A 22,326-nucleotide genomic window follows, 5' to 3' on the forward strand; every position below is an offset into this window, starting at 1 on the left:
AACAAAATAGACAAAGCTTTCAACTTTGACAAACCAAGTTGAACGAAAAGTAAACTTGTCCAAGTACAATATTTTGACATTTAGTTAGAAGGAATGTAGAAGGATAAGCTTTGAAAAAAGCTAATCAAACACTTCATTCTTAAAGGTATATTGTCCCTTACCAACTTTCCTTTTAAAATTATGCATTGCACTATTGCGTAGAAACAATGAACTTCTATCTTTGTACGACCAATAATTATTGGGGCCGACTTGGATTTGACAGCGATTGAGTTGGGTTAGTATAAGCATGTCGAGACATGAGGTGAGTCTCGTTAATCCCTGGTCTCAAACGATAATTGACAACACGTCATACGCTCTTGCAGCTTAATAACTGAATGTTATTCGGCTTAATCCACTCTGAAGCACAGTAAGAGGGACAAGTTCCTCCCCGGCCTCCCCGCCTTTTGGAAGCTGGAATCGGAGGGATCAACAAATAAAGGCTGGTAGGCGGCTTGCTTCGGGCCAAATACGAGATCTAAAGAAGCTAAGCGATGTTACGGGTGTTTGCCTCCACTGCATCGTCGAAAATTTAAGCGCAGACTAAGCATGTAGAAGGCTAATGTAGCCATTGTTTGGACGAGGGTTCGAACCCCTCCGGCTCCACAAAACAGTTTTGAGCAAGAGTAATGAGCAACAGCGATTGCTCTTGCGAGAAAGTGTTTTGTCCCTCCCTACTCGCACTCCAACTCACACTTCAACTTCTTTCGTGAACAAGTTGTTCATAATGAGATTACTTTCTAAAGCCGAAACGATTAAATCCAAAAAGTTGTTTTTTGTTAAAGCTTTTCTACCAAATTCGCATTACTGAATTAGATGTTTATTTTTGATACTATATGGTCAAATTTCTACTCTTCACCTTGTTCATGGTTCAAGCTTATGTCCTTGCTCAGATGCAGGTTGTGGATAGTTTAAACAATGAGCCCATTCCCTTTACACATATTCGGGTGATCAAAACAAAGAGCACTGTTTTAACCAATAGCGAAGGTTATTTTAGTTTGGATACTTTGCGTTCAACAGACGATACAATTCTCATTTCTAGTTTAGGGTATGAATCTAAGAAGTATGCAGTTCAACAGTTGTATGCTTCCAGTAGAATAGCCTTATCGCCAAAGGAACAACAATTTGATGTAGTAGCAATTCAGCAAGATAAAGGCAAGCTTAAATTGAGGAAGCTAGGACTTACTAAAAAGCCTCGAAAACTACTCCCCGATTATGGCGTTAACGCCTACAATGGAATGATACAAGCTGTTTATATTCCAAATGCGCATTCAATGCTAGGGGTGTTAAAACATGTGAATGTATACCTTACTGATAACGGAATTCCTAATGCTCATTTTAGAGTTCATATTTATGATGTATCCTTGTTAGAAATAAAACCCGACAAAGAACTGACTACTACCAATATAGTGGTATCAGGTGCAAAAGGAAACGAGTGGGTACAGGTTGATCTTAGCAAAGAGCGTATAACCGTAGGTGAAAATGGTTGTTTCGTAGGCATAGAGTGGTTCGCGGCTGAAAATTCAAAAAACTACCAGGATACCTTGATTTATAAAACCCTGATAATTAATGATACGACTGAAAAAGATACACTTATAAGCGAAATTAAAAGAGGTAACGGTATAGTTTTAGGTGCCAGATACGAAGCTTACTCCCTTTCAAAAAACAAAATTTGGTATAGCGTTCCTTTTAACGACAAGTGGATGAAGTGGTCTGAATACAAGGCTAAAACCCAATACAATATTCCAGATTCTCTAATGATGTATTATTACGAGCAATTGGAAGAAGTCAATCCTTCCTTACACGTTCCATGTGTTAATATCACAGCCACCTTTACGAAAGGAAAATCGGAAGGAAATGATATGGATGCTGAAAATCGACAATTTAATCAATTGGAAAAGGTTAAAGAAAACCTCTCCTTATACCCACAATCCACTGTGGTAGAATTGTTCAATTCTCTTATTCAAGCTTTTCAAAACGATGATGTTATCTACGCATTGAAATATTTATGTGTGTTCAAAAATGATGAACTCGAAATGTTCATAAACTATTTGGAGGAACATAAGAACATTACAGGAAAGTATTTTTCCGAAGCGGAGAGAAAGCATTTAATCGAGCGTTTCCATTTTATATTGGATCATCTGAAGGAGGATTCATTAAGTCAAATAGATAGCCAGCATTTTGAATTAAAGGTGAACAATCACATTTATAACCTATACTACTTTGAAGGAAAATGGAAAATTTATCCTATCAATATTCATTCATAAAAGACGAGGGAAATATCAGTAAGGAAAAAGGGCGTAAAATGAAAAGCCCTTTTTTCGTGTTTAGACTTTTGCTTGTGCCTTTCATAAATTGTTTATTGCAGCGTAAGCAATGAAAATCAAACAGCGACAGCAATGGCAGCGCGCCAAAAAAGGGCTTAGCAAAACTTATGCAAGGCGGGTACGACCACCGGAAGTGCAAGGCTTGTTTAGCTTTGCTTTGAACTTTATTGGGGTACTATAGTGGATGGCGCGGCCGTTTGCACTATCCTCTAGCACCTTCATCTCGCATATTCAATTACAATTTCAAATGTCCAATGTCCAATCTCAAATTTCAAATTTCAAATTTCCAATTTCCAATCTCAAATTTCCAATTTCAAATCTACCCTCTTAATAACTATTTTGAATTTTGAACCTTGAATTTTGAATTTCCAGTACCTTTGCCGGCATGACCCAAGAAAAGGCCCTCGAAATACTCAAATCTGGTAGAAATGTGTTCTTAACAGGATCGGCAGGAACTGGTAAAACCTACGTGTTGAACAAGTTTATAGAACACCTCAGGGATTGTAAAGTAAAGGTGGCCGTTACAGCTTCTACGGGAATTGCAGCAACGCACATTTCGGGGAAAACCATACACTCTTGGGCGGGAATTGGCATCAAGCAAGAGCTTACTCAGCGCGACTTAAGCGGATTACAGCGCAAGGAATACCTCAAAAAAGCCATAGAAAAAGCCAAAGTGCTCATTATAGACGAAATTTCTATGTTGCACCGCAAGCAATTGGAAGCGGTAGACCAGGTTTTGTGTATGTTCAAGGGTAACAAAAATCCTTTTGGAGGTATGCAGGTGGTTTTATGTGGTGATTTCTTTCAGCTCCCTCCTATTGGTACGGAAAACGAGATGAGTAGAGACAAGTTTTGTTTTATGTCAACCCTTTGGGGAGAAGCTGATTTTCATCCGTGTTATTTGACCGAACAATACAGACAAAACCAAGATCCTTTGGCGGATATACTGGATGCGTTACGTAATAATACCATTGGTCAGCACGAACTTAAAATGTTAGAAGCGGCCAGTTATACCCAATTCGACGAAAAAATTACTCCTACCCGTTTATACACCCACAATTTGGATGTTGATGCTTTGAATGAAGCAGAACTCGACAAATTACCGGGGCGTAAGCGTAATTTCAGAGCGACAAGTTCAGGAGAACAAGCTTTGATAGAAACCTTGAAACGTTCGGTTTTGGCTTACGATAAATTGCCTTTGAAAGAAGGTGCCAAGGTGATGTTCGTGAAAAATTCACCCGAAAAAGGATACATCAATGGTTCTTTGGGAGAGGTCTTCGATTTTGAATCTACCGGTTTTCCTAAGGTGAAGTTGTTGGACGGAACCATTATCACGGCAACCCCTGAAAAATGGACCATAGACGATGAACAAGGCAATGAATTGGCATGGTACAACCAGATTCCTTTGCGTTTGGCTTGGGCGATAACTGTGCATAAGAGTCAAGGTATGACCTTAGATGCCGCAGAGGTAGATTTAAGTGCGACTTTTGAAAAAGGTCAGGGTTACGTTGCTTTATCTCGTTTACGCAAACTAGACAGCTTAAAACTTTTGGGCTTTAACCAACGTGCCTTACAAATAGATGGCCTGGCGCAAAAGGCAGACAAACGTTTCCAAGAACTTTCTTTACAAAACGAGTTGATATCTTCTGACATTTTGGACAAAGACAGGAAGGCTTTTATCAAGGCATCTGGAGGGAGAAGTTTGAAGAAGTTATGAGTTAGGAGTTTTGAGTTAGGAGTTTTGAGTTGGGTAGTGTCGAGATAACCTACCCCGATATCATTTCCGTTTTTAAAGAGAGCGTAATCATCTCACTGTGATCTCCGTGTAAACTTTGTGTTCTCTGTAGTTAAAATCCCCCATCCTTCTTAATTCCAAAGAAAATTTTATTTTCGTAGTATAACTCAAACACGTAAATCACATGCAAATCAACGTTTTCAAAAGCCTTTTCTTCCTCCTTGCTTCCTTTAGTTTAGTTTCTTGTGCAGTTGTTCATAGGGGGCATATCGTTTCCTTAGATTATGGTCAGCCTGTACCCATAGAAGACCAAGCCATAGGTACAGCAAGCGCGCGTTATTTCTGGGGATTTGGAGGAAATGGCACGGATATACTCTTAAAAAACGCCAAGGATAATATGATAAAGAACAGACCTTTACATGCCAACGAAGTTTATAAAAACATCAACCTCAACGTTTCTCATGCCTTTTACCCCTTGTTTTCAAAGGTAACTTATACCATTACCGCGGATGTAATCGATGTAACACAAGACCCATCCTACCCCGACAGAACTGAATTTACATCAGAATTATACGCCTTTGGAGATTCATTATTTAATTACAAAAAGGAGTTTCTTGGATTTTTCATTGAACGACAAGCCAACGCTAAAGTGAAACTTCAAACACCCAAGGGCGTTATTAAATTGATTTCTGAAAACGACTTTTATAAAGTACTCCCTGTCTTTAACAATTATCAGATGGGACAAGAGATTAGCTTTGAATCTGATTATTTTTCCAAGGGTACTATAAAAGCCTTTGGTTACAACAGGGTTTTAGTAGATACTGAAGGAGATGCTGATTTTGAAATCGAATACACAGCAATCACCAATGAAGCTGAACAACCTAAAGAAGAATGAAAAGTTTAAATGAGTTAATAACAGCCTTTGACGAAGGGCAAAAACTGAAATTTCTTTATTTCTGGGGACATCAACCCAGTAGAGATGGAAGTGTAAGTAGTTCTTGTTTTAGTCAGTGGTGGAAATGCAGTTTTACCCATGAAAATCAACTCTTCACCTCTACCGAACAATGGATGATGTACCACAAATCACTGCTGTTTAAGGATGAAGAAATAGCACAAAAAATCCAACAATCAAAATCACCAGGTGAAGCCAAAGATTTAGGGCGACAAGTACGTGGATTTGATATATATACTTGGGAAGAAAAACGCTTTGATATCGTTGTTCAAGGAAATCTTTTGAAATTCAGTCAAAATGAAGATTTAAAAACCTTCCTATTGAATACACCGAACAGAGTATTGGTAGAAGCCAGTCCTGTTGATGAAATATGGGGAATTGGATTAACCAAAGACAGCGAAAAGGCTCAAAATCCGCATACCTGGAGAGGATTAAACTTACTTGGTTTTGCGTTGATGGAAACCAGGAGGATCTTAAATTCTTAAAATCAGAATAAAGTAAAATTCAATTCCTTAAGCGAAAAATTATATAAACCATACAAACACGAATAATTAATGAAATCAAGGTGCTACATCGAATCCGATCACAACAATGTTTTTGTTACCATTCAGAATCAGCCTTCCCGTCAAATGCAAATTGGATTAATTCTACTTTGTCTATCTCTAGCCGTTCCTTTCTTCTTTTTATTTATTGATGATTCAGAGCAGGTTAGTAAAGGTAAATTACTCGGCGGCGTGGTATATATGGCTTTGTATTTTCTAATTCCCTTACGACTTACGTTGTGGACCTTAAAAGGAAAAGAACAACTCGCATTCAACACCAAAAGTTTTTCCTTTCAAAACAACTATGTTTTTTTTGACACACCGGTAAACACCACTCCCATTGGTCAATTTTCTATCTATTTCGACCCGGATAAACTTTACAACAAAGATCATCCTGAACAACCGCTTGGAAAACTTATTGTGCAACACCTCGATAATGAAACAGGACTTCCCTATCATTTATACACCAGTGCATTTCCAATCAATGACTTCGAATACCTGAATATTATTGATCAAATAGAATACGTTTTTACACATAGAAAAATGCTCGAGGGTCAATTTGTATTTTCATCCAATTAAAATAAACATGAAAGTTTCCATATTAATAACAGCTTTATTATTTAGTCTCAGCTTTTCGCTTTCATTTGCTCAAGGGTATACTCAAAAAGTTCAATTCACGGAAGTTTTAGATACGCCTTTAAAGAAGGACACAAGTTTAGTTTACTGTGCCGGTGTAGAATTGGTGTGGAATGAAATCTACAAATATTTAGATGAAACTCCCCTTTTTATTGAGGAAAAAGAAATCGTTAAACAATTAAATTCAGCCGTAAGTAAAAACTACACCTCTCCTTTAGAAGCCAAAAGTTATTACGCTACTATAGGGTTGGAAAGTGAAGGTATTCAAGACACCATTGCTCGCCATGTTAAAGACAAATTCAATAAAGATTATACAAAAGATTCATTACCGCCCACCGCACTTCTAGGTTATGCTTATTTATATAAGAATCTAGCGTACAAATCTGGTTTTTCAGAGGATTATCCGAAAGAGAAATTCAACAATAAATATATTGTGGATTACTTTGGAACTGCTAAATCTGAATATGACAATCATGAAGGAATGGTATTACATGACTATGTTGATGAGGGAAATTTTATTCTAGAGATATTATGTAAAGACACGATGGATCAACTGCTATTTGCACAAGTTCCTGCAGGAAAAAGTTTACAAGAAAGTTATGCATATATCATGGATAGATGTGCAAAAAATAAAACAGAAAACTTAAAGGGAAGAGATATTATCAAACTACCCTACCTATCCATAGACACAACGAGACATGTCACCGAACTAGAGGAATTAAGGTTTTCAAATGCTTCTTTGCACAATAAGAAAATTGAAAAAGTTACCGAAAACTTAAAACTTGAACTCAATAAAAAGGGAGTTAGGATTGAATCAGAAGTAAGGTTCGCCATTGTGGATTATGCGGATGAAGAGGAAATTCCAGATGGTCGAACCTTAAGCATAGATTCAGCCTATTTTGTTATTATGAAAAGAAAGGACAAAGATCTACCCTATTTCATGTACTACGTGAATGGTCCCGAATTTATGCGTCATTTCTACATACCCATGCGACCAGTAACACAAGAAGAAAATAACTTAACTGGAAGATGGCAATTTATGGAAAAGACATTTTTAGACGAAAATCAAGATACTGTAATTTACGATCTCTTTTCAAATCGTAAAACACTCTGTTTGTACAACAATTCACGCAGCGAAATTCAAAGCAATTTATATGTTAAAAAACGGGGAGAATTTGAATTAAAGGATAGCAAGCTTCTTTTAATTTGGCACGAGAGTTATAACAAGAGAACTCAAGAAGTATACATGATTGTTTCCTTTGTTGCCGATAAAGAAATGCTATTAAAACAAGGTGACACTTATTATAAAATGGAGTACATTCATGGTCATCAAGAGTTTAAGTTTATTCCAACGCATGCCGAATGAAAACCACCCTCCTCCGCATTCACTTAGTAGCTTGGGGACTAGCCTTGCTCAATTGGATTTCCTGCAAATCCTTTGCTTTCTCCTTGCATCAACACCTAGAACTAGGGGTAGAGATAAGTGTTTTCCTGAGTGGATTAGCGCTATTCTTTTACCACCTCAAACCTTTCAAAAAGTTTAGTTATTATTTTTCCATCTATCCCTTTATCGTAGTAGTATTTGGAATTGGAGCACTGACCAAAAACTTATTTCTCTTTCTCATCGTTTACATCTTTCTTTTTCCTCTACAAAATGATGTTGAAGAATACAGAGAAAATGAATTTGCTTTAAAACTAACCTCTGACGGGTTGATGGACATGTGTTGTAGCTATAAACTTGTTGAAAACAAATTCTATCTTTTTGAGAAGGTACATCTACAGAAATTCTACGAAGGAGAAATAACTCCTTTTTCTATCGAAAACAACATCTACAAAAAGGAACTCTACATGCGCTTTACGAACAACGCGGGAGATACTTTGGGAGAAAGTGTATATTACTAAGTTGCAATGAATCACACCTTCAACTAATGCACCCTCATTAAATCTCATCTAATCCTTTATATTTAAGGCATGCAAAAGAACATACATCCTCAAAGATTGGCATTGTTTAACACCGTCGTAGCAAGTTATTTCATACTTCTCTTTATCGCGGCTGAACTAGAATTCAAAGCACCTTGGTTAGGCTTTTTTGTAGAACTGTTAACCATTCCTTTTTTCTTTGGTCAATTTGTACTCTTGTATTTTAGCATGAAACACTTAAAAGCCCATAAAAACAAGAAGTTTTTTCTTTACTCCACCTTAGCCGTACTTGTCACGAGCATAGTTACCTGTATTAGTTTAATGATTAGTTTTCTGTAGTTTTTAGTACAGACTCAAATAATTCTTATTTTCGGAAATCTTAAAAACTACTACATGAAAAAAATAATCACCTTAATCGCCCTTATGGGTGCTACAGTATTTACACACGCTCAAGTTGAGAAGAATAAGAAAGACGCAAGCATTAGCTTTCATCCCTCTTTTCAAAACAATAAAACCTATACCTACTCTATAAAGTCGTTACGTATCCTTCCCTCAGATACGGGTATGGATACAAGTCGAGCGGAACACCAAGTGAACTTGACAATACTCGAGAACAATGACAGTCTTTTACAATACTCTGTATCTTTTGATGAGAATTATACTAACCTAGCAACGAGTGTTTATGCTAAAACACCACCTATTCTTCAATACAATTACAACACGAAGAAAACAAAACTGTTAAACGATAGCATTTTGCAACAAAGCTACTTTGCCATGTTTGATTCTTTAGGTTTACCCAAAGATAAATACGCGCAAGCTGAGGAAAATGTGAGAGAAGACATTGTAAAAACAATGAAACAAAGCTCTAGATTAATGGGCATTTATGTTACAGACTACCCTTATCTTGCTCCTAAAGTCGACACGACACAAAAAAAGGATATGTTCGGCAATGTTAGTCCACAAATTACTTCAGAATGGGTTGTTAAGAATGGTAAAAACTACCTTTTTCAATACAAAAGACATTTGGAATCAACAACAGATATGAACCAAGTTTTCACACAAGCTGCACAAGAACAATTTGGTGATAGTGTAAAAATTCTATCTACAACAATAGAAGATAAGGCGGTTGACAAACCAACATCATTTAAAAGTGTAGATGTACTTTTCAGTAAAAAAGGAATCATGACCAGTTACATCAGTGAAAGTCAGCAAAGCTTCTTAGGGCAACTCGTCCTTAGCCGCAAAGAATACACATTAATCGAAGAAAAATAGTTAAACACAAAGCGAATAACTTAAGCAATATTTTATACTCACAACATGAAAAAATTAAACTTTCTCCTACTCTCTCTCCTAAGTCTTGTCCTTTTTAGTTGCTCAGGGTCTGACACTTTTCAAGGCACATGGAAATGTATGAATGGCCTCGAAGAAAAGTTTGAAATCAACTTTACGCCAGACCATGTAACAGTTGTACAAGATGGTAAAACACTCGTGGATAGTGATTACAGTCAATACGCATACAGCAATCAAAATGGTATTATCAGCTATACGATTCAAGGTGATAACATTGGTGCTTGGATCGTACACTTTCCATACGAAGACAACAAGAAAAAAGGTTTAATCTTGGATGGTGAGCAACAAGTAATTTGTACCATCTCCAAAGAAGATTACCAAAAAATTGAACAGATCGTTGACTAGTTTAAAGTAACTTAGCGTCATAAATTCGTTAAAAGGATATGTTGAAAATTCTACTTTTCCATATCCTTTTTTTGATGGCAATAACTCCCGTACATGCCAAACACAGGCCTATCTTCATAAAGGAACTACTTCATGAGACCGAAGAACTTGCAGAAGTTGTTATTCTAGATTATACCCTTACGTTCGACACCCTCTTTCACGCAGAACCCTTGCAGGTGCACCGCAGGATAAAGTCAATCCGCTATACTTACATCCACCAACCCGATTCCATCTTAAGTTATACAGCACCCAAGACTTGTAAATATGGTTGGCAATTTTATGGTCACCAAGATAGCACAAGCACCAAAAACCAACACCATCAAGGATTTTGGCCTAGTGTAAATGATACTGTACTCGTCTTTTTTGACCAAGAAGGTGTAATTAGTTTAATGGGACGAAAAACAAAGCAAAATAATTTCCAATTGTGGTCACCCTATCAAAACCTATCAGGGATTACTATCTTTTTTGGTATAGCTCCTTTCCAACAAGATAACTCTGCACAGATTAACGATAGATTTCTACAAATTTTACAAAATCGTGCGGAGAAAGAGGGCTATGAATTTGCCAGTGTTTTTTATCTAAACATTGCCATCGAAGAGCTCGAAAAATTAATACTTGTGCATCGCAAACCATAAATTATTTTCACCAAACAATTACAGAGCCTAAAAAAATCGTTAAATTACTCTACTATAAACCCCTTTGTTTTGAACAGATGAAACTACTGCTAGGATTACTTACGCTAATTACCCTATTCTTGAGTCCTGCTTTGTTTGCACAAGGTTTAACAGATAAACAAACCCAAGAGGCTTATGAAGCTGGAATTTTCGAAGCCAGAGCAACCACCTCTCTTCAAATAAAATTACATACAGATTACCTAACCCCCTGCGAAATTAAATCCTACACCAATTACGGTGTTCAACCCTTACTTCTGGGTAAAGCCGTGAGTGCTTACCAAGAAATAAAAACGTCGGCTTTCAATGAAGTAATGCGTCAACGAATACAAGACAGCCTTCCCCATCAAGTGGATTCAGTGGGTGTCATGAATGAAAACATGTTACACTTTGATTCAGAAGACTATTCGAATTTCTTTCAAGCTTTTGAACAAACGATAATCTCTGATAGCCTTGTAGAATTAAAGCTACCAGAAAACACTTTAGAAAAACTCGGTTACACTTATCTGGAAGGATTAATAATCAAACATTTGGAAACAAATAAAAGTTATTCGCTTTCAGATATCAAACAAGGTATTCGCCTACCCTATGTAAAAAATTCACCCCTCACTTTTGTTACTGACCCACGAAATATTAACAATACGCAACTTTGTATAGATATGATTTATTATCCCCTTAAAATTAAAGCATAGAAAAGCGCTATATGCATTAGAACCAAGTGTTTATAAATTGATTACTTTTACCAGAAATTTACAACATGAACCCTTCAATAAAGTACCTAGTACTGCTTTTGCTCTTCTCTTTCGTCGCTTGTAATTCTGAAGATCCTAAAGTAAAATCGTCAAAGGAAAAATTACCCCAACCACCACTACCCAATGGGGAATACATGTTCAAACTTTTTTTAGCAGAACACGATACGCTTGTTCAAGGTGAAAACGTGAAGGTAAAAATAGAAGGCAACCAAGTAGTAGTAAGTTTTACGGGAAAGGGTAAATTTAACCTCAAACAAGGGGACATTATTTCAGCCGGTACCCTGCGCCAAAACCAAGCAGGTATCTGGATGATTAGTAACAATCCTAAGGATGCAGAAGTTAATGATATTTACGGCTGCAACGGAGCACCAAACCCCATAGATTTTGAACTCAGAACCATACGCCTTTGTCCTACCACCCAAAATTAATCCCCCATAATTCACAACAAGTTTTTCAAGCCTCCTAACTCATAACTCTTAACTCATAACTCTTAACTCATAACTCACTACAGGTCTCTCTTCTTTAACAGCCTAAAACTTAAGAACAAATACACCCCTATCCAGAGTAATGCTGTAACAAAGGCTTTAACTCCAAAACCATTGTCGTAGTTGACTTCAGCGCCCATAGCTTGTCCCATTTGTTGGGCCGTTTCCAATTGAGAAAAAGGTTCTGGAGTGAGGTAGTAAATAGACATCAAAGGTAAATAGTGGTTCAATTCTGTGGCCAATTCAGGCATGTCAAAAGTCCAGCGAATCACCAATAAAATTATAACCTCAAAAACGTACCAAACAAAGACCAAACCTAGGGTTAAGGCAGACTTACGTATCAAAAAGGCCAACAACATACAGAAGCTAATAAATGCAATGTGCTTTACCAAGTACCCCAACATGTAAATGTATCCTTCAAAATACTCGCTCATTGTGTAGTCGGCAGAATGTATCCAACCCAATAAAGAACTTAATACGGTTATAAAGAGAGTGGCCACCAAACTAAAAAAGACCACGGCCAAAAATTTAGAAAACAAAAACTCCCTTTTACTCAGTCCATCTATCAGGTTCTGCTTCAAAGTTCTTCCCGAATACTCCATGGTAATAGAGTTGATAATAATGATGGCTAAAAACACCTTGAACCAAGCGGTAATAAAGGCAGCTATTTTCCAAACGATAGGAAAATCAAAAATGCCCTCTTTGGCCAAATCAAAGGTAAATAAACCGATATTAAACTTCACAGCCGTTAGTAAAGCCAGCAATGAAAGTAAGCCCAAATACAAGAAGATAAGTACTTTAACCAGCTTGTTGTTCCACAGTTTGAACAGTTCTATTTTTAATAATCTTATCATGATTTAGGCTTGGGTTAATTGAATAAATTGCTCTTCTAAACTTTCCTTCTTAAATACTAAATGTGAAAGACTTACACCATTTTGCATTAAGTAATAATTTAAACTAGATGGCGTAATGATATCTTTGAAAAACACACGGTACAATCCATCTGTTTCTGTTATTTTATCGAAAGCGTTATGCAGTTTCAAATGCTTAATCATTTCTTCTGCATCGTCCGCTTTCAATTCAAAAAATCCATTGGAAGCGATCAACTCATCTACTTTTCCGTTGTAGAGCATTTTACCCTTTTGCAAGATCAAAACGTGCGTACACACCTTCTCTACTTCATCTAATAAATGCGAGGCCAAAATCACGGTTGTTCCGCTCTTGGCGATGTCTTTGATCAATTGTCTAATCTGCAAAATACCCTGCGGATCAAAACCATTGGTAGGCTCATCGAGAATCAAAACATCTGGGTCGTTTAACAAAGCCGAAGCTATGGCCAAACGCTGTTTCATTCCCAAAGAAAAGGTTTTAAAGGCATCGTGCTGCCTATCTCCTAGTCCTACTAAAGTCAGCTTATCAGAGATATTTGTGGTGTCAATTTGCTTAATCTTACAGACCAATTCCAAATTCTTATAGGCACTCATGTAGCTATAAAAATTAGGGCGTTCTATCAAGGCTCCTATGCGTTTTAAGGCCGCTTGTGATGAGCTTTTCCCATCAAACCAGCTAAAACTACCTTCCGTGGGGTTTATCACGTTGAGTAACATACCTAAAGTGGTAGATTTTCCACTTCCGTTCGGACCTAAGAGTCCGTAAACAGCGCCTTTCTCTATGCTTAAATCAATGTGATCTACAGCGGTGAGTCGCCTATATTTTTTGGTGAGACCTTTGACCTCTAATACACTTTCCATAGTAGATAAAGTTTGGATAGCCTGAAAGTAACAAAATCTGGGTAATGAATTTTTGACTTTTTATAAGTGGTGATTTTTAGGGGCAAATAGCCGCGCTATCCTTACAAGCCCATTTCTGGTGACCAGCTTGTACTAAGGCTCATCAAGCTTCCGCTGGTCGCTCGTTTAGCCCAAGTACACCAACACCCCAGTGCATGTGCTTTTCATCCTATCGCTATTTGATTTGACTCTAGCTTAAGCTTTAGGTTTTATGTAAAAGTATAGAAAATCAAAGGCGCCAAATCTAAGATTCAGCGCCTTCTACCTCAGAATTCAGAAAGCCCTTATTTCGAAACTTGGTGTTCCCTTTTCGCCCAGTTCGTTATAAAAACCAACAAAGGAGAGGTAGCGGTACTTGCCGTCCATGCATTTCAAAACGTAGGCATTTCCTTCTTCAAGAACATATGCGGAAGTTCCAAAATCAAAGGACTTCCAATCATAACCTATTGCATCTCTATTTACGGTATAGTTGAGGAGTTGTACACTGTTTAAATCTAATTCTTCAAACTTCTGACCTGTAACATTGGCCACTTCAACTCCAAAAGGATTCAGCAATACTCCGGTTACTAAATACGGAGTATGGCCTTCTAGAATATCTGTGTATTGGGTAAATTTTATATCCCAATCTTCCTTAATAGGAACATTTTCAAGTGACTTTTGTTCTAAAATTGAAAAATCTTGAATTCCAGCACTTTCATTATGTAAAACTAATAAATCACTACCAAAGGTTGCATCTGGTAACGAAAACTTAACATTAAAACCATCTGTTACTTCTTGAAATTCAACCTTGTAAAAACCTAAAGCGCTTCCAGTAGCTGATTTTCCCATGTCTACCATGTATAGTTTTGAAAGGTCCAAATCAATTACCGTTGAGTCAAAAAATGTAGCAACTCTATCAACCTCAAACTTATTTTCATCAGGTATGTAGCTCTCTTCAAAACTTCCAAACAAAGGGTAAGCCCTCATGTATTTGGCAGAATTCAAACGAATCAAAGTTGTATCTCCAACATGGATCAATCTAAAATCGTGGTTAAACCTACTGTTACTGGCTACCACCTCTTGTTTTACCAAACTGTAAAAAAGTTGAGTTTCATAGGTTTCGCCCATTTCCACATTATCTATACTCAAACTACCATCTGCCTTGTAAACCACAGGCAGCTCTTCTTTTTCGCAAGCTGTTAAAATAACTGCAGCTAAACAAAGGATACAACAAAATATTCTCATGGTTTACTGAATTTATAATTGAAAGAAAGAAAGACTTGTCTACCCGTGGCTAAGTTTAGACTACCCGTAGAAGCATTATGTGCTTGACCTGTATTTAAGCTTCCTATAACCTGTCGTTGCGTGTTGTTAAACACGTTGTTAACCCCTGCACTCACCATTAATTTCTTATGAATAAAACTCTTGTTCACCGAAAAATCGGCATTGAAATAAGGGGCCAAAGTAGAGCGCTCCACACCTGCTTCTGTAATCAATAAATTGCCTTGTTCAAATACATAATTACTTCTGAAAACAAAGCCCCAATTCCCTTTTACAAAATTGTAAGTTCCATTAAAAGCTAGATCTGCACTATTAATTTCTTCACTTATACTTCCTGAGAGTTTTGAAAGGGTGTAACTCCCTCCAAGGCGTAATCCCAATTGTTTTCGGGTATAATTCAGCATAAATGAGGCAGAATTCACATCGGCCTTATCTGTATTCAAATAGGTGTAAGTTGTAGTTCCCTCCAACAAACCCAATACTATTTGATGATGTATAGCATTGTACCTGTAACTGGCATCCACACTCCATCTTTTCTTCTTATCCAAATCTGCTTTCAATAAGAATTGAAGGTTATCCGCGCGTTCACTTTTCAAATCAGGATTCCCTTGTATATTGTGGTTAATATCAACAAAGTCAAAATACAGTTCTTTAACGTTAGGTGCTCTATAGCCTTTGGAATAGGTGGCAATTAAATTCAACCTATCCTTTCCAAAACTTTTAGCTAGACTCAGTTTAGGTACGGGCTGCATCACAAAAGAAGAATTATACCCATAGCGAAGTGAAGCCAAAACATGCATCTTCCAGGACTTTATTTCATACTGTCCATTTACAAAAGCATCCGCACTTAAAATAAACTTACTTCCTTCCTCTATTCTTCCTCCAAAATAATACTCCAAATACTCGTGAACCCCCATTTTCATCTTCCATCGTTTTAAGTCCAAATGATAAATTCCACGAAACATTTGTGCATGTATGCTACTGGTATCTTGGGTATTATTCACTCCATCAGGCAACAATTCCTGGGTTAATTCTGTTAAATCTTTCAAATAGCTCTCCTTGCGACGTTCGTAAAAATTATAAGCCAACAAAGCCTGTAAATAACCCTTTTTAACAGGTATAATGCTTTGGTTACTCAACCCTAAGCGAGTTGTTTTATAGCGCTCGTCTATGGCTTGAAGTTGATAAGGCGCTATAGGTAATCCTCGGTTTAAGATATCATCGAAGTAACTATTCAATTTCAAGGTATTTTTAAGTCGTTTAGATTTATAACTCCAAGAAAGATCCCCGAAATAAACTTCTTTTGGTTTCCAGACATGAATTCTGTTTTCATCCGCTAACTGGGCTTGAGGAAACATGGTGTAAGTATCGTTCGGACTCCATCCATCAAAGTAATTTCTTCCCAAAGCCACAGAAACACGCTGCTTTTTAAAGGCGAAATGGCTGTAAAAATCAACATTATAATTTCCGGAACTTTCGTAATAAGCACTCAGTTGACCGCTGATACGCTTTGTAGTCGCACCCGAGGTAATCAAATTTATTGTACCTGCTTGAGCATTGTTTCCATATATGTCGGAGAGGTCTCCAATGAAGATCTCTATTTTTTCTACGTTATTTAAAAGGATTTGACTCGGGTCTATGTTCCCGTTCAACCTTCCGATTACAGGAACTCCATCTATAAGAATTTGTACATTTTCTCCTGATTGCCCCGCCAAACGTATGCTTTGTCCTAAAACAGGATCGTTGCTTATGCTAATATTGGGCTGACTCTCGAGAACGTCTGTCAAGGTCTGAGATCCTGTCTTCTCTATAAAATCCTTTTCAATAATGGTCAAACTGTTTTTCGCTTTATCCAAAGGAATTTCATCCATTTTAGCGTAAACATTTGCACCCTCCAAAAGCTGAACATTGGTGAGGTAAATTATATGGGTGGTTTTAAGTTGAAAAAGCGTGTCGAGTTGATAGCGTTCGAAATCATTGATACGTATATGTATGCTATCTCCTACTTTCCAGACATCACTTAAAAGAAGCTGTCCCTCTCCGTTGCACCTATATTCTTGGGTGAAATTTCTTTGAGAACTATGGCATAGTACATTTAAATCAGACAAGTCATCTTCGGCAATGAAATGAAGACGAACTTGTCCCAAAATTACAAAGGGCAATACAACAAGGAGAAGGACAACAAATCTTTTCATAATTGGCATCAACTATTTTGAAACAAGGATATTCCCTACTTCTATCATCAATAAACTAAACTCCAACAATTCAATAGATTGCACGATTTCATCTTTACTTAAACTTAAAGACATGTGTGCCGCGTTCAAGGCAAAGTTTACACGCGTTTGCTGATGATATTTTTTACAATTTGAATGCTTAAAACATGAAGACAGCGTATCTTGAAAAGCGTAAATCAATTCCCTCATTTGTTTAGAAGAAAGGGGTAAAATTACCGTACCTAAACGCAGAGAATATTTATCACAACATTCACATTTGGCCAGAGAACCTATGCTATTTTCATGTATTAAAATCATAGTGCAACGGTTGTGTTTAAAGCGTGTTTGTGTGCTAAGTTTTCGCATAAGGTTTTCCAAGTATCCAATTCCGGTATGCCTGGCTTACGTTTTCCAAAAAATTGCACCAACATCTCACCTTGAGCATTGAAACACTCTATGGCGTGCACTGCTCCATCTTCAGTGGGCTTTTTCACCATCCAAGCTTGTGCTACATCTTCTAACTTAAGGTGTAAGTTAAATGCAAGATCTAACACGTTAATCCATGGTCCGTGCCATACAATCTTCTTGGCTTTCCCGGTATGAATTTGAATCATTCCTGAGTTTCCAACAAAACACATGATTTCCATGTCCGTAGCACTCACTTCATTTAACATGCTTTCTACTACTTTGTTATCCACAGGGAAAGCATGACCTTCAGGTGCGTATTCCAAGGCACTTGTGCGGGCCAAGTTGAATTTCTTCAACATTCCAAAAAACTGGTGGGTATCGGTTAAGTTTAACCAAGTGGTTTTAAACTCCTGAGCTTCAGTGTCATTTAAATGCGAGCGTTCAGTAGATGGTTTTACCTCTGGTTTCGCTTCTACCTCTACCGTATCAAGGTTTGCGAAATTCAACTTTTGCTTTAGTGCTTCGTAGGCTTCAATTACTGACTTATTTGACAGATAAACCTTGTGTAAAGCTTCCCCGTATTTGTTAAAGAATTGTATCGATTTTCTATCACTCTCCTTGTTTTCAACCACCAAGAAGTATTTCCAAGTACCAGGAAATATCCTTAAATCGATATCGGGATTGGCAAATAAAATATGATGTTTACTAAAGAATGGTTTTTCATACACCCCTTTTCTTTCATGCACTGTACTGTCATTTCTGGTCAAGGCCATCACCTCTCCCAGAGATTCAATGCCTTTAAAAACAGTTTCTAAATCATCTGCAATTGGCAGTACATGATCATCTACTTGCGTTAATAACAATTCTAATTCAGAAACACCTAAAGCATCTGCAGCATTTCTAATTCTTGACTTAGGATTGTTGGTTTTGTAATCCAAGTACAAGTCTGTTAATTCATTTCTATCTAACATATTCGTATTGTTTTTCTAATTGTAAAGTGGGCGTTAAATGTTTCAAGCCCTGTTCTCCATATTCTCTATTGAACTCAACTCCAAATACATGGTCGAGTATTTTATTCTCCAAAACCTCTTTGGTTTCTCCCTGTAGAATAATGCGCCCTTTGTCCATCAAAAGCAAGCTATCACTCAGTTGTAAACAATCGCTCAAATTATGTAGCACGCAAACTATGGTGAGTCCTTGGGCCCTTAAATCCTTCATCCTTTCGTATAAGAACAGTGTATTTTTAATGTCTAGAGCACTATTGGGTTCATCCAAAAACAGTAAGGAATTGTTGGGGTTAAATTGCGGGTGAATTTGTGCCACCGCTCGGGCAAAATGTACCAACTGTTGTTCTCCTCCCGAAAGATTCAATATGCGCTTACATAAAAAGCGTTTCACCCCGCAGTATTCAGCTATATAATTTACAACCGTTTTCACCTCTTGCTTAGGGGCATAAGCACCAGCTTCAACCCCAAAGGCGATTAACTCATCCACTCTAAAATTGATGTCTATACGCGCTTTTTGCTCGCAATACGCTCTTTTAGTCGCCAAGTATTCATAGTCTAAATGCGCTATATTCTCAAGGTCGTAAAACACCTTTCCTTGAGCATCATTCAAACCTGCCAAGGCATTGAGTAAAGAAGATTTTCCTGCTCCATTGGGACCTATGAGTCCGTGAATTTGTCCTTGGCCAAGCTCTCCAGCGAGATCGTGCAGCACTTCCCTTTTGTTATAATTCAAGATGATATCCTTAAAAGCTAAGATCATTTGAAAAACTTTTTAAGTATGAGGTAAATAAAAACCGGACATCCCACAATGGAGGTTACAATACCAACTGGAATTTGCTCCGGTGCGATGAGGGTTCTCGATAAGGTATCGGCCAACACCAAAAGTATTCCTCCGGCAAAAGCAGAATAAAGCATAAGGTATTTATGTGTTGGTCCTATCACTAGCTTTACAATGTGAGGAACAGCCAAACCTACAAAACCTATAATTCCGCAAAAGGAAACGCTAATTGCAGTAACCAAACTCACCAGAATAAGGGTTTGCATTTTTATTCTTTTTGGATGTAGCCCTAAGCTCTTCACGGCATGATCTCCTAGAGATAACAAAAGAATTTTCTTATGATTACGCTGTAGAAAATACACAGCTGGAATCAACACTACACTAATCAAACTGATGATTAAATAATTTCCTCCGCCCAAATCGCCCATTGACCAAAAGGTAATGTTACGCATCTGGGTATCGTTGGATAAACTCACCAATAAGGCTACTAAGGACATAGCCAAAGCATTTACAGCTATGCCCAAAATCACTATAAAAATCACCTGATTGCCCTTGGATTTATTGAACAATGTAAAAATGAGTAAGCTCACTAAAAAGGCACCGATAAAGGCTGCCACAGGCAAAGCGTAATAATTTGTAATTACTACCTGAGGAAGGAATAATATAAGACAGGCTACCAGAAGAATTGACCCCGAACTAATCCCAAGTATATTGGGATCAGCAAGGTCATTCTTAAATAAACTCTGCGTAGACAAACCTGCAGAAGCCAAACCAAAACCAACAATAAAGGAGAAGATAACTCGTGGTAAACGTATATTGTAGAAAACACTTCGTGCCAAAGCATCTGTAGAAGAGAATGCAAAGACATCGGTTAATTCTACCTCAAAAACACCATTAGCAAGGGCGATGTATAAACTACTTAAAAGTACAAGTGCACCTAAACCTAATTGTGTTATTCTCTCCTTCTTGGTCATGTTTTACTGTATAGCGTTGTGTAACTCTTCCACCGCCTTTGGTAAAGAGATGGAGAAGTTGTGTAATATATTGGCGTCCATGGTAATGAGCGCATTGTTTTTACCTGCCGTGGTTTCCATAATTCCAGGAATGGCCTTCAAACCATTGGCTTGTTCCAAACTTTTAAAACCTGAATTGTACATCAATACAAAATCTGGATTCGCTTTTACCAGCGCTTCGGCAGTTACAGGTCTGTATTGCTCAAAATCAAAAGGATTTACCCCACCTGCCATTTGAATGATCTTCGTTTCGGCGGTTCCAGCTCCGGCCATTTGCATAGCACCCGGACCGCGGGCATAGATGAACACAACCTTAGGTGCCTTTTCCAATTGGAAGCGGTGGGCAAAGTTTTCTTCCAATTTCAAGGCTGTAGCTTCCTCTTGTTTCCCAACAGCATTTGCAATTTGGTCTACAATTGCGTTTACAGAATTCACGGTGTATTCTGGTTTCAATTCCAATAGTTCGACCTTCATTTCTTGAAGCTGTTGTATCAACTGCGCATTTAGCTCTCCTGTTTTGTAAATCAATAAAGTTGGATTTAAATTAAGGATAGGTTCAACGGCCATTCTAGAGGTGTGACCCAAATTCTGCGCTTGAGAGTAATTAGCAGAAGTAACATCTACCCCCACTAATTCCTGCTTAATTCCAAGTCCAAGTAAAATCTCCGTTGCTGTGCCGTTTAGGGAGATAATACGTTGTTCTTGCTGCTCAACTTCAGAGCTTAACTGCTCGGCATTTGTATTACTAATTTCTTCCGATCTATTATCTGTAGAACAAGCAAACAACAAGGCTAACGAACAAAGTGTAATGATTTTTTTCATGCTAAAATTGATACGATTATTTAATGATTTGTTGCGTGTAAACCCTTCCGTTATCCAATTGAATTTGAACAAAGTATGCTCCGCTTTCTAATTGTGATACATCCAGAGATTTTTGAGTAAAACCAGCGTTTACAGTGTTCGATAAAACCAATAAACCCTGTGCATTTACGATGTTTACCACACCTGCTTGCTCTGTATCTAAAACAATATTCAATGCTTCTTGTACAGGATTAGGATACACTTTGAATAAGGCCAAATCCATTTTCTCTGTATGTGCAGAACCAATTTTCTCTTTGGTAAAACTGAACTCACCTGTTGAAGATCCTGAAGTGCCTGTAAAAATTACTTTCCAGTAGTTTCCCATAACATCTTTTACGTAATAGACTCTGTCGTCAACTACAACATAGCCTGTTCCATTGAAAGATTTCCAATCGTAACCTATGGTATTAATTTCTGTGTTATATGCTACGCTTCCGTCTTGGGTATGGGTTGCAGGCGTCACTCCGTCGTATTGCGCAATTTCAACCTCACCATTTTGTAATACTCCGGTAACTCCATAGTTAATGGTGTTATCCGTGTATTTGGTAAACAAGAAATCCCAGGCGTCTGCAGCGGGTTCTCTATCCAAAACATTTTGGTTCACCACGTCTAAGTACACCAAAGATTTTGTAGCGTAGTTTGATTTATCTATCGTTACATAAGTATCTATACTGTTGTCTGCCGTTGCAATTCTCACGGTGTACACACCACTAATAAGGTTGGAGATCAAAACTTTGTACAAATCACCGTTACCTAATTCAATAACATACACTTGATCTCCGTTCACATGGTGGGTTGTCATGTCGTAATCTCCCCAGCCTATGTCAAACATCCCATCGTTGTCCAGGTTAAAAGCACCCTGGCTCCATGAGGTATCTGAGTCAACAAAACTTTCCCAAGTACTGTTATCGGTTAAGTTTAAAGTTGAGAACTGTGTGGTATCTTCTGAAACTTTGTAAAGCGTAGCTATGGCCGAATTAAAACGTATGGCTGTGCCCATAGCGGAACTTTGGAAAGCCAAATGATATTCAGATAAATCGGCCAAGGTGGTGTTTCCCGTTTCTAGGCTATACCAAGCCTGTTGTGCATATCCACTACCCAAAGTAACGGTTTCTGAACTTTGGGCCATCCCATAAAGACTGGCAAAAACAGAAAGTGAGAGTACTAATTTCTTCATTATATTTATTTAGACTGTTTATAAATAGT

23 protein-coding genes and 1 other RNA gene are annotated in these 22,326 nt (G+C 37.6%); 14 read left to right on the forward strand and 10 right to left on the reverse strand.

The window, feature by feature from the left end; genetic code table 11:
- The first annotated feature begins 240 nt into the window (after positions 1–240).
- From ssrA to BM327_RS03080, 14 genes are all read left to right on the forward strand, one after another.
- Positions 241–645, forward strand: a transfer-messenger RNA (tmRNA) gene (gene ssrA, locus BM327_RS03015).
- A gap of 227 nt (positions 646–872) precedes the next feature.
- Positions 873–2,303 carry a carboxypeptidase-like regulatory domain-containing protein gene (locus tag BM327_RS03020; RefSeq protein ID WP_090246168.1) on the forward strand — a complete coding sequence of 477 codons (1,431 nt, stop codon included), beginning with the start codon at positions 873–875 and terminating at the stop codon, positions 2,301–2,303.
- Between the two features lie 445 nt (positions 2,304–2,748).
- Positions 2,749–4,080: a PIF1 family DEAD/DEAH box helicase gene (locus tag BM327_RS03025; protein WP_090246170.1), complete on the forward strand. Its 1,332-nt coding sequence runs from the start codon at positions 2,749–2,751 to the stop codon at positions 4,078–4,080.
- 202 nt (positions 4,081–4,282) lie between these two features.
- Entirely contained in the window at positions 4,283–4,993 is a 711-nt protein-coding gene (locus BM327_RS03030) for a DUF6567 family protein (RefSeq protein ID WP_090246171.1), read from the forward strand.
- Entirely contained in the window at positions 4,990–5,535 is a 546-nt protein-coding gene (locus tag BM327_RS03035; protein ID WP_090246174.1) for an NADAR family protein, read from the forward strand. The genes BM327_RS03030 and BM327_RS03035 overlap by 4 nt, the downstream gene beginning before the upstream one ends.
- 69 nt (positions 5,536–5,604) lie before the next feature.
- Positions 5,605–6,171 carry a hypothetical protein gene (locus tag BM327_RS03040; RefSeq protein ID WP_139230223.1) on the forward strand — a complete coding sequence of 189 codons (567 nt, stop codon included), beginning with the start codon at positions 5,605–5,607 and terminating at the stop codon, positions 6,169–6,171.
- A gap of 7 nt (positions 6,172–6,178) precedes the next feature.
- Positions 6,179–7,594, forward strand: a complete 1,416-nt coding sequence (locus BM327_RS03045; RefSeq protein WP_090246178.1) for a hypothetical protein — start codon at positions 6,179–6,181, stop codon at positions 7,592–7,594.
- The gene (locus tag BM327_RS03050; protein ID WP_090246180.1) at positions 7,591–8,130 is read left to right on the forward strand and encodes a hypothetical protein; all 540 of its coding nucleotides are present in this window, start codon (positions 7,591–7,593) and stop codon (positions 8,128–8,130) included. The genes BM327_RS03045 and BM327_RS03050 overlap by 4 nt, the downstream gene beginning before the upstream one ends.
- A 69-nt stretch (positions 8,131–8,199) precedes the next feature.
- Positions 8,200–8,487, forward strand: a complete 288-nt coding sequence (locus BM327_RS03055; protein ID WP_090246183.1) for a hypothetical protein — start codon at positions 8,200–8,202, stop codon at positions 8,485–8,487.
- A 54-nt stretch (positions 8,488–8,541) separates the two neighbouring features.
- Positions 8,542–9,420, forward strand: a complete 879-nt coding sequence (locus tag BM327_RS03060) for a hypothetical protein (RefSeq protein WP_090246186.1) — start codon at positions 8,542–8,544, stop codon at positions 9,418–9,420.
- Positions 9,421–9,465: 45 nt separating this feature from the next.
- Positions 9,466–9,843, forward strand: coding sequence for a hypothetical protein (locus BM327_RS03065; protein ID WP_139230224.1), 378 nt, complete (start codon positions 9,466–9,468; stop codon positions 9,841–9,843).
- Positions 9,844–9,917: 74 nt separating this feature from the next.
- A complete protein-coding gene (locus BM327_RS03070) occupies positions 9,918–10,517 on the forward strand; it encodes a hypothetical protein (protein ID WP_090246190.1) in 600 nt (199 codons plus the stop codon).
- Positions 10,518–10,594: 77 nt separating this feature from the next.
- Positions 10,595–11,245 (forward strand): hypothetical protein, encoded by a 651-nt coding sequence (locus BM327_RS03075; RefSeq protein ID WP_090246193.1) that lies wholly within the window; start codon positions 10,595–10,597, stop codon positions 11,243–11,245.
- A 65-nt stretch (positions 11,246–11,310) separates the two neighbouring features.
- On the forward strand, positions 11,311–11,733 hold the full coding sequence (locus BM327_RS03080) for a hypothetical protein (protein WP_090246195.1): 423 nt from the start codon (positions 11,311–11,313) through the stop codon (positions 11,731–11,733).
- A 77-nt stretch (positions 11,734–11,810) separates the two neighbouring features.
- On the opposite strand, the gene BM327_RS03085 is transcribed toward BM327_RS03080, so the two are convergent.
- The 10 genes from BM327_RS03085 to BM327_RS03130 all read right to left on the reverse strand — a co-directional run bounded on the left by BM327_RS03085 (position 11,811) and on the right by BM327_RS03130 (position 22,297).
- Entirely contained in the window at positions 11,811–12,644 is an 834-nt protein-coding gene (locus BM327_RS03085; RefSeq protein ID WP_090246197.1) for an ABC transporter permease, read from the reverse strand.
- A gap of 3 nt (positions 12,645–12,647) precedes the next feature.
- The gene (locus BM327_RS03090; protein ID WP_090246199.1) at positions 12,648–13,541 is read right to left on the reverse strand and encodes an ABC transporter ATP-binding protein; all 894 of its coding nucleotides are present in this window, start codon (positions 13,539–13,541) and stop codon (positions 12,648–12,650) included.
- A gap of 312 nt (positions 13,542–13,853) precedes the next feature.
- The gene (locus BM327_RS03095) at positions 13,854–14,804 is read right to left on the reverse strand and encodes an HmuY family protein (protein ID WP_090246201.1); all 951 of its coding nucleotides are present in this window, start codon (positions 14,802–14,804) and stop codon (positions 13,854–13,856) included.
- The gene (locus BM327_RS03100; protein WP_170853653.1) at positions 14,801–17,035 is read right to left on the reverse strand and encodes a TonB-dependent receptor plug domain-containing protein; all 2,235 of its coding nucleotides are present in this window, start codon (positions 17,033–17,035) and stop codon (positions 14,801–14,803) included. Before BM327_RS03100 ends, BM327_RS03095 begins: the two co-directional genes overlap by 4 nt.
- A gap of 12 nt (positions 17,036–17,047) precedes the next feature.
- Entirely contained in the window at positions 17,048–17,371 is a 324-nt protein-coding gene (locus tag BM327_RS03105) for a DUF6686 family protein (protein ID WP_090246205.1), read from the reverse strand.
- Positions 17,368–18,432 carry a hemin-degrading factor gene (locus BM327_RS03110; protein WP_090246207.1) on the reverse strand — a complete coding sequence of 355 codons (1,065 nt, stop codon included), beginning with the start codon at positions 18,430–18,432 and terminating at the stop codon, positions 17,368–17,370. Before BM327_RS03110 ends, BM327_RS03105 begins: the two co-directional genes overlap by 4 nt.
- A complete protein-coding gene (locus tag BM327_RS03115; protein WP_090246209.1) occupies positions 18,422–19,228 on the reverse strand; it encodes an ABC transporter ATP-binding protein in 807 nt (268 codons plus the stop codon). The genes BM327_RS03110 and BM327_RS03115 overlap by 11 nt, the downstream gene beginning before the upstream one ends.
- On the reverse strand, positions 19,225–20,220 hold the full coding sequence (locus BM327_RS03120) for a FecCD family ABC transporter permease (RefSeq protein ID WP_090246211.1): 996 nt from the start codon (positions 20,218–20,220) through the stop codon (positions 19,225–19,227). The genes BM327_RS03115 and BM327_RS03120 overlap by 4 nt, the downstream gene beginning before the upstream one ends.
- 3 nt (positions 20,221–20,223) lie before the next feature.
- Positions 20,224–21,081: a heme/hemin ABC transporter substrate-binding protein gene (locus BM327_RS03125; RefSeq protein WP_090246213.1), complete on the reverse strand. Its 858-nt coding sequence runs from the start codon at positions 21,079–21,081 to the stop codon at positions 20,224–20,226.
- 16 nt (positions 21,082–21,097) lie between these two features.
- Positions 21,098–22,297, reverse strand: coding sequence for a T9SS type A sorting domain-containing protein (locus tag BM327_RS03130; protein WP_090246215.1), 1,200 nt, complete (start codon positions 22,295–22,297; stop codon positions 21,098–21,100).
- Positions 22,298–22,326 lie beyond the last annotated feature (29 nt).

It is taken from the genome of Lishizhenia tianjinensis (assembly GCF_900116425.1).
Lineage (GTDB): Bacteria > Bacteroidota > Bacteroidia > Flavobacteriales_D > Crocinitomicaceae > Lishizhenia > Lishizhenia tianjinensis.